At 65.3% G+C, this 8,705-nt stretch carries 2 protein-coding genes; both read left to right on the top strand.

The window, feature by feature from the left end:
• Positions 1–144 precede the first annotated feature (144 nt).
• A complete protein-coding gene (locus tag QZY03_RS24205) occupies positions 145–7,368 on the top strand; it encodes an FG-GAP-like repeat-containing protein (RefSeq protein ID WP_295585388.1) in 7,224 nt (2,407 codons plus the stop codon).
• 1,041 nt (positions 7,369–8,409) lie between these two features.
• On the top strand, positions 8,410–8,705 hold a 296-nt coding region (locus tag QZY03_RS24200), incomplete at its 3' end, for a transposase (RefSeq protein WP_295585386.1).

Below are 8,705 nucleotides of genomic sequence, written 5' to 3'. Positions count from 1 at the left end.
TTCGGCAGAGCAGTAATAGCCCCAAGGCTTTGATTAGGGCTTGTCGATGAGGCTCGCCATGCGACTCTCTGACACCCTCAGGGCTGTCATAACATTATGTAATTTATAAAGACACTGACCTACTGAGATCCCAGAGAGCCAACGGTGCCCGCGCCCGAACCGATTGCGGGACTCCCGACCGGGACCGCCGTGGAAAGCCTCACGCAGACGTCGCAAGGAATCCTGGCGACCTGGACCGACCCGTCCCGCGGTGATTTGTACGCGGCGTTTTGGACCCAGACCAAGGGCTGGCAAACAGGCCACAACCTGACGAGTTTCAGCGCTAGCCAAGCGGGTGCCGAGGTCGTCTCCGATGTCAATGTGTCCCTCGGCGCGACCGGCCAAAACCAGGTCATCGTGAGCTTCGCGCTCACCGATTCAGAGTCCGGCGGTACATTCCTACAGCAGGCGGTGTACAGTCCGGCGGCCAGTGGCGATACCGGGTCGTGGAGCGGCACCGCAACCCTGACCACCCTCAGCGCGCCCCTGCCGCCCGCCGTCATCGACAACATCATCACTGCGCAAACCCAAGCGAGCGACGCCGCCACCCGGAGCACCTTCGCCGTCACCGACCGCGTTGCGCGCGAGGACGATGGCTCAGTGACATTCACGATCACCCGCACGGGCAACCTCTCAACCGGCAAGACACTCCGCTATCGCACGGTCGATCTGAGCGCCACCGCCGGGGCCGATTACCTGCACACCGAAGGCCGCGTCGCCTTCGCCGCCGGGGAGGCGGAGATGACGGTGACGGTGGCCCTGAAGAACGATTCGCTCAACGAACACACCGGAGAGAAATTTCAACTTCTCCTGGAAGACGAAGGGACGCTAGCGCTCGCGGCGACCGCCGTCTTGCAGGAGAGCAACCCCGTCATCGAACTCCTCGCAATCGACAGCGGGTTCCAACTGACCGGACCCGGCCAGTCCCAACTCGGCGACGCCGTCTCTGGAGCAGGCAACCTCTGGGGCACCAAGAACGGCTCGGCCGCTGTGGATAGCTTCTGGATCGCGGCACCGGGCACCGATGAGGGTGCCGGCAGCATCTATCTGGTTGGCGGCGCCAAGGGCGTCGAAGTGCTGGACGAAGGGCTGCAACTGGACGCACCGCAGGCCGGGCAGACCGTCATCAAGATTAGCGGGGTGGCGGGCAGCGGCGCGACCGCACCCCAGGCGGGGATGAGCCTGGACAGTTGGACCGGCACCGCGGGCGGGTCGATCTGGTACGCCATCGCCGCGCCAGATCTGACCGGCGCCGGCGGGACCAACGATAGCCGGGTCTATGTGTTCGACAATTCGACGCTCGCCAGCCCGGCGAGCGCGGACCTGACCATCAACAGTGTGGCCAACCACCCCGTCAGCGGCAACAGTAGCGATGCCTTCGGCAAGACCGTCCAGCTCGCCGACCTCGACGGCAACGGGACGCCGGAACTCATTATCGGTTCGCCGACAGCGGGCCGCGTCCAGATCTATCGCCTCGCGGGTTCCGGTTCGGCCATCACCGCCACGTTGCAGGCCACGCTCTCGACCCCCAGCGCGACGGGCTTGGGCGCGTCCCTGGCCGTCGCGGACGTGAACGACGACGGCCATCTCGACCTGATCATGGGCGCGCCGTTATGCAATCCGGGGACCGATAGCGGCGGTAACGTCCAGGGCTATGGGGGCGGCGTCTACGTGCTCAGGGGAACGGGTTCGTTGCCCACCACCCAAACCCTTCCCGCAGCCCCGACCTTCAGCGGCGCACAGATCACCGCCCCTACCAGCGCAACCGGGGCGGCCAATCCCAGCACCGGCCAGTCCGACACTCCCTCGAACCTTGGTACGGTGTACGCCGACGGCGTCGGCAACGCCCTGGCCACCCTTGATTTCAATGGGGACGGCATCCAGGATCTCGTGGTTGGCGCGCCCACCGCCGGCGGGGCGGGCGACGAGGCCAGCGGCACGGCAACGCCCAACCTCGGCCAGGTATACGTCCTCTTCGGTCATGCCGATGGGAGTCTGCCGTCGAATCCCGCGGCGCTGCAGCCGGGGCAGGGCGTCGTCATCGAAGGCGTCCTCGCCTCGGGCCAGGCCGGCTGGGCGGTCGCCAACGCCGGCGACATCAATCAGGACGGCATTGATGACCTGTTGGTCGGGGCGCCTTTCGCCTATGGCAATGCCGGGAGCGCCTATGCCGTATTTGGTAGCACCAATGCCTATACCGGGCAAGCAACCCTGCAGTTGGACCCGAATGTTGCGGGTTCCCGAGTATTCCAGTACCAAGGCATCGCCAATCCCTTGGGCAACGGCAACGCCTTCAACCCAGGCAGCGTGGGCCAAGCGCTGAATGGCCTCGGCGACATCAACGGCGACGGCGTCGACGACCTGGGCCTGGGGGCGCCGAGCAGCGCCGACGGCAGCGGCCACGGTGAAACCTATGTCGCCATCGGCCATCCCTGGCTGAGGGGCGGGCAGGCGCTCAACGTGGACGACCTGCGGAGCGACAACGGGTTCATTATTGAGACTGGCCTTCCCGCAGTACCCGTCGGCGATTTCAACGGCGATGGCTATGGCGATTTCATGTCGACCGGCAGCGTGGGTTCCAACACTACGACCGTGAACCGGCTGACGCTCGGCGCGAGCACGCTCAGCAATGTCAGTGGGCAGCGCAGCTTCGGTTTCGCCGCCGCCTCCATGGGCGCGGGGCAGGTCGCTGGCGGCGATTTCAACGCCGACGGCTACCGGGATATCGCCGCGGTTGATGCCGGGACTTCTCTGCGTTCAGTCCAAGAGTTCCTGGGGAGTGCGATAGTCACCGACCCCGAAAATCCGGTACTTGAGGTGTTCAATGGGTTTGTTACGACCGCTTATACGGGCATCGAGCAACTGGCCGGCGGGGATGTTAACGGGGATGGCTACGACGATGTGGTCGCGCTGCTTCAGAACGCCGGCGGACAGGGGTATTCGCTTGCGGCATTCCTGGGCTCCGCAACCGGTCTGAACTCGAGTCCGACTTATTACGATCTCAACCTCAGCGCGCCCAGTGGCGGGGCGCTCACCACGCCGGGGCTGGGCTTGGCGGATATCGACGCGGACGGCGCGGACGAGATCATCACGGCTACCATGGTCTTTGATAGGCCCGTCTATCCGGGTTATAACCCTGCGTCTACGATCTTCACGGCTGACTACACAATGGCTGTGTCGGCCTTGAGCTTCAGCGGGGGGGCTTTCCAGCCGGTGGCTACCGACCTCCCAGCCCCGCCGAGCGGCTCGGTGAACTTTCAATTTCCGGGGGGAAATTCCACCAGTTGGTCCATTGCTGATTCGGTTTCCCACAGCGCGGTCACCGCGGGCGATTTCAACGGGGACAACTTCACCGACGTTCTGGTGTCGTACTCTGAAACCGCTCAAATGACTGCCGCTTTCGGGGAGGGCAGTCCCGTGCGCTCTAGCCAAAACAACCCGGTGGTCGTAGACGTCATCTATTTCGGGGGGCCGAGCGGCTTGGACGTCGATGCCCCGACGGTGTTCGAGAATGATTTATCTCAGGCTCAACCGGGGCTTCCGTTCAGCGACCTCCCCTCGGCGAGCGTGGCCGTGGGGGATGTCAACGCGGATGGCTTTGACGACATCCTGTTCGATCAGATCGCCCCGGGAGCGGTATCCGGCCTGAACTCGAACGACGCCAATGCCTGGCTGCAACTGGGTTCGACCGCGCTGAGCCCCCCAAACAACATTACCCGCGGCGGGGCCACCGATCAAATACAAATCCAGGGATTAGCGGGCCGCTCGACGGACTATCAAACCAATGCCGCGGGCGATATCAACGGGGACGGCTTTAATGACCTGCTCGTCACGGATCGCGATAACGACCTGACCTATGTCGTCTACGGACAGGATTGGACGACGCAGGCCGAATCCGGTTCGGCGGGCGACAATCCGGCCTGGACCTTCTTCAAAGGCACCAATGGCAATGACGTGTTCACGGTACCCCAACCCGACATGGTTGGACCTCCGACCGTCATCCAAGGCATGAATGGAGATGACTATGTCCTGCTCTCGGAGCTCGAGTCTGACCTTTCCGAAATTTCCTTTTCCGGGGGAGAAGGCGATGACACGATTGGGATGGCGGTCAACGATCATCTGAGCTTCGGCCGCCGCATCGATGGCGGCGAGGGGTTCGATACGCTCTACCTGACGCCCCCGGGGACCGATAGCAAGAACGTGACCGTGCCCCTCGCAGCGGGGACATTCTTCAATATCGAAAGGATCAACCTGGGCTATGGCCGTAGTGTGTCCTTCGATCTGCCGTCGCTGCTGCAGATTCTCGACGGCAATAAGCGGCTGGTGATCGACGGTTTGAACAGCGAGGTGACAGCGACAGATAGCGCTACGGCGAATTTGACGCTACAGGGCAGCGACGCCCTCGACGGCAAGGTATACGATATTTATGGATACGCCGATAGCCCCGTCGAGGTTTGGCTACAGCAGGGCCGCGTGACCCTCGCCAACAGCGCGCCGACGACCGCCAACAGCAGTGCGACGCTCAACGAAGGGCAGCGCCTGGCGCTTCGCGCCACCGATTTTGCCTTCGCCGATCAAGATCCCCTCAGTTCGCTACATGGCGTCAGAATCGAAACGCTGCCCGAGGAAGGACGGCTACTCTTGGGTGGCGCCGTGCTGCAAGCCGGGGCGGTGGTGGCCACCGCTGATCTCAACCGGTTGGTTTACGAGGCGCCGACCGAGGTACTGGATGAATGGACCCAATCCTTCCGCTTCCGGGTCAGCGACGGCAAAGACTACAGTTCGGCCGCCGGAACGTTCAGTTTCGACTTGACGCCAGCGACCCCGGCCTTGGACGGTACCGATCGCGGCGACCGGCTCGTCGGAAGTCAAGCAGACGACATCATCCTGGGGCAGGGGGGTGACGACCGGATCGAGGGACTGGTCGGCGCGGACCGTCTATTTGGAGAGGCGGGTAACGACCAGGTCTGGGGCGGAGACGGTGACGACCGCTTGTCCGGCGGCGACGGCAACGACAGGCTCAGCGGGGGCAGCGGGGCCGACACGATGGCCGGGAGTGCCGGCGATGACACCTACCACGTGGACAGCACCGGCGACCGCGTGACCGAGAACGCCGGCCAGGGCACCGACACCGTGCTCAGCGCGGTCGCCTACACCCTCGGGGCCAATCTCGAGAACCTCACCCTCACCGGGACCGCCAACCGCAACGGCACCGGCAACGCCCTGAACAACGTCCTGACGGGCACTGCCGGCAATAACCGCCTGGACGGCGGCGTCGGGGCCGACACGTTGGCAGGGGGGGCCGGCAACGACACCCTGATCGGCGGTCCCGGCAGTGATCGCGTGCAAACGCAGGGGGATGTGAACCTCACCCTGACCGACACCCGACTGACCGGAGCGGGCACCACCACACTCACGAGCATCGAACGGGCGACCCTCACCGGCGGCAACGGGGCCAACACCCTGGACGCCTCCGCCTTCACCCTGGGGGCCGTGATGCTCGACGGCGGGGCCGGCGATGACCGGCTCATCGCACCGCGCGCGGCGGCCACCTGGCACGGCTTCATACGGAACATACGGAATGATTACAACTTTTTGCAGGGCGGCGACGGCAACGACACCCTCACCGGTGGGGTCGGGGTGGACCTGATTCACGAGCAAGGCGACCGCGACTTTGTCCTCACCGCCGACCAACTCACCGGGCGCGGCACCGACCAGTTCACCAGCATGGAGGGGGCCTGGCTGACCGGCGGGGCCGGCAACAACCGCTTGGAGGCCGCTGGATTCACCGGCAACCTGACCGTGCTGGAAGGCCAGGCCGGCGACGACACCCTCATCGGCGGGGTGGCCCAGGACTGGGTGCGGGCCGTCGGCAACCGTGATTTCGCCCTCAGCGACGGGCAACTCACGGGGCTGGGGACCGACACCCTGGTGCGGATGGATGCGGCATGGATCGTCGGCGGGGCCGGCAACAACCGGATCGACACCTCCGCCTTCACCGGCCTCCTGGTGGTCCTCAACGGCGGCGGCGGGGACGACACCCTGATCGGGCGCGCGGCGGGTCGCGACCGGCTGCACGTCTATGGCGATACGGACTTCACCCTTACCGACACCCGACTGACCGGACTCGGAACCGACACCTTGCGCGGTATCGACGAGGCGTATCTGGTCGGCGGGGCCGGCCAAAACACCCTGGATGTCACCGCCTTCACCGGCGCCCTGACCATCCTGGAGGGCGGCGGCGGCGACGACATCCTGATCGGGCGCACGACCGGTATTGATCAGGTGCGCGCCCAGGGCGACGGTGGCTTCACCCTCACCGACACCCAACTCGTCGGCCAGGGGACCGACACCCTGACTGCCATCGACCAGGCCAGGCTCATCGGCGACGGCAACGCTGATCGCCTGGACGCCTCCGCCTTCACCCGCGGACGGGTCCTTCTTTACGGCGAGTCCGGCAACGATACGCTGCTGGGCGGCAGCGGTGACGACCTGCTCAGCGGCGGGGTGGGCGATGACACGTTGGTCGGCGGTGCTGGCAATGATCGCGTCGAGGCCCGCGGCGATACCGACTTCACCCTCACCGCCGACCGGCTGACCGGGCTCGGCGCCGATACCCTCGATGGCATCGAAGAGGCCCATCTGTGCGGGGGACCCGGCGCGAACACCCTGGACGCCACCGCCTTCACCGGCCGCCAGGTGATCCTAGAAGGCCAAGGCGGCGACGATGTGCTGATCGGGCGGGCGGTCGGACAGGACCGGGTGCGAGCGGTCGGCGATGCCGACTTCACCCTCACCGACACCCAGCTCAGGGGTCTGGGCACCGACACCCTGACCGACATCGACGGGGCGGACCTGCGCGGCTACTCGGGCGACAACCGATTCGATGCGTCCGGCTTTACCCGCGGGTCGGTCACCATTGATGGCGGGGGCGGCAACGACACCCTGCTCGGAGGGACCGGGACCGACCTGCTCAGGGGCGGCTACGGGGCGGACACCCTGACTGGCGGGGCCGGGGCGGATCGCTTCAAGTTCCTCAGTCCCGGCGAGGGCGGCGACCACCTCACTGACTTCCAGAGCGGGGTCGACCGCCTCCAGGTGGTCAGCCCCAACTTCGCCGGCCTGCCCCTGGGCCGGCTCGCCGCTGCCCGCCTGGTGGCCGCGGGGACGCCGCTAGCCAACGCCAACGCCGTCTTTCTCTACAACGCGACCAGCGGCAGCCTGTCCTTCGACGCCGACGGCAACGGGGCCGGGGCGGCGGTGGCACTTGCCACCCTGACCGGACCCAAGACCCTGGTGGCGGGCGACATCCAGATGGTGGCGGCCTGAAGCGAAAAGACGGGGTCACCATCGGCGAAAAGGTGGGGAAAAGGGGTTGGGGAAAGGGGGCAGTGCGGCCTGGCAATGTCGCGTGTTCTAGCGGGTGTGAGTACCGCCTGGGTCAGCGTGCGCCACGCGCCCAGTAGCGAGCCTTGCGGCGCGTCTGGTAACAGACGCGTCGATGGGTAGGCACGAAAGCAGGCGCGGTGCAAAGGTAGCGGGTGGAGCCGACCTTGAAGGTGTCGAGCCCCGAAAGATAGGACTGGTGAATGCCCAGGGCCGTGTCCCGCCGGTAGGCAACAACTGGCGCTGCGCGATGGCGAGCGGCGCTGGTACTCCCCGGGGTCCGGGGCCGTGTCGAGCCTGACATTGAGAATGCGCGGTAACCAGGGAGATCCAAGCATCGGTCCATGGGAGGCGGGCACCCGTGAACAAGTGCAAAAGCGAGGACACGGGTGGTGGTGCTTGAAAGTTGGAGCCACCCATAGAAGTGTCGACTCTCTTTAATGCGAGCGGACCGAAGGGGTGGCGGATGGAACGCCGCCGCCTGCTCGCTCTGCCAGGCGTCCGCCGCCAAGGGACCGATTCCCAGTGTCAAGAACCTTCCGCCGTGAGAAAGGCGCCGGCCTGGCGGGCCTGTACCGCGGCCGCGAGGAACAATGCGCGAGCGCTCGGCGCTCTCGATGATCAGCGACGCGGCGATCGCATAAGTGTTGTGTAGACCGACTTTCAAGATTAAGCCGGACCCTTGCCGTCGGGTACCCCGGCTGACGCATCCTCAAATTGACGCCTCAGGAACCTATCGTATCGGTGGTGTCATTCGTGGACCTGGTCGAGCCTCTAGCGGTGTCGGCAACCCACTAAACTGAAAAGCCGTCCGGCGGGGGAAAACTTTCGTTTACCCCAGCCCGGAATGAACAATCAGTCAGTTGCGCGCATGGGCTGGGGCGGTGGGCGAAAATTCACCCCAGCGTGCCAGCGGGGTCGTGCAAAAAGGTGGCCGCCAAGGGATCCTATCGTTATCGAGACGATCCTTTGCAGGAAGACCCTATGGCGGCCATTGAACCGAGCTTATTTGACTGGCGCGCGGTTGACGCGCGCAGCGATCTGGAGCGGTTGTCTCTGGTGCGCGATCATCTCCCGGACGCGCAATTGGTGCACTACCTGGAGGTGATGCGCGGACCGGGACGCGACGACTATCCGGTCGCGGCGATGTGGAATGCGGTGCTGGCCGGGGTGGTGTTCCAGCACCCGTCGATCGAGGCCCTGATTCGCGAACTCGGGCGCAATCCGGCGTTGTTGCAGGCGTGCGGCTTCGCGGTCTTGCCCGTGCAGAAGAAACCGGC

The sequence above is a fragment of the uncultured Lamprocystis sp. genome, from assembly GCF_903933125.1.
Lineage (GTDB): Bacteria > Pseudomonadota > Gammaproteobacteria > Chromatiales > Chromatiaceae > Thiodictyon.
Note: the sequence above shows the minus strand (reverse complement) of the source record. Positions and strands in the feature narration are given on the sequence as shown.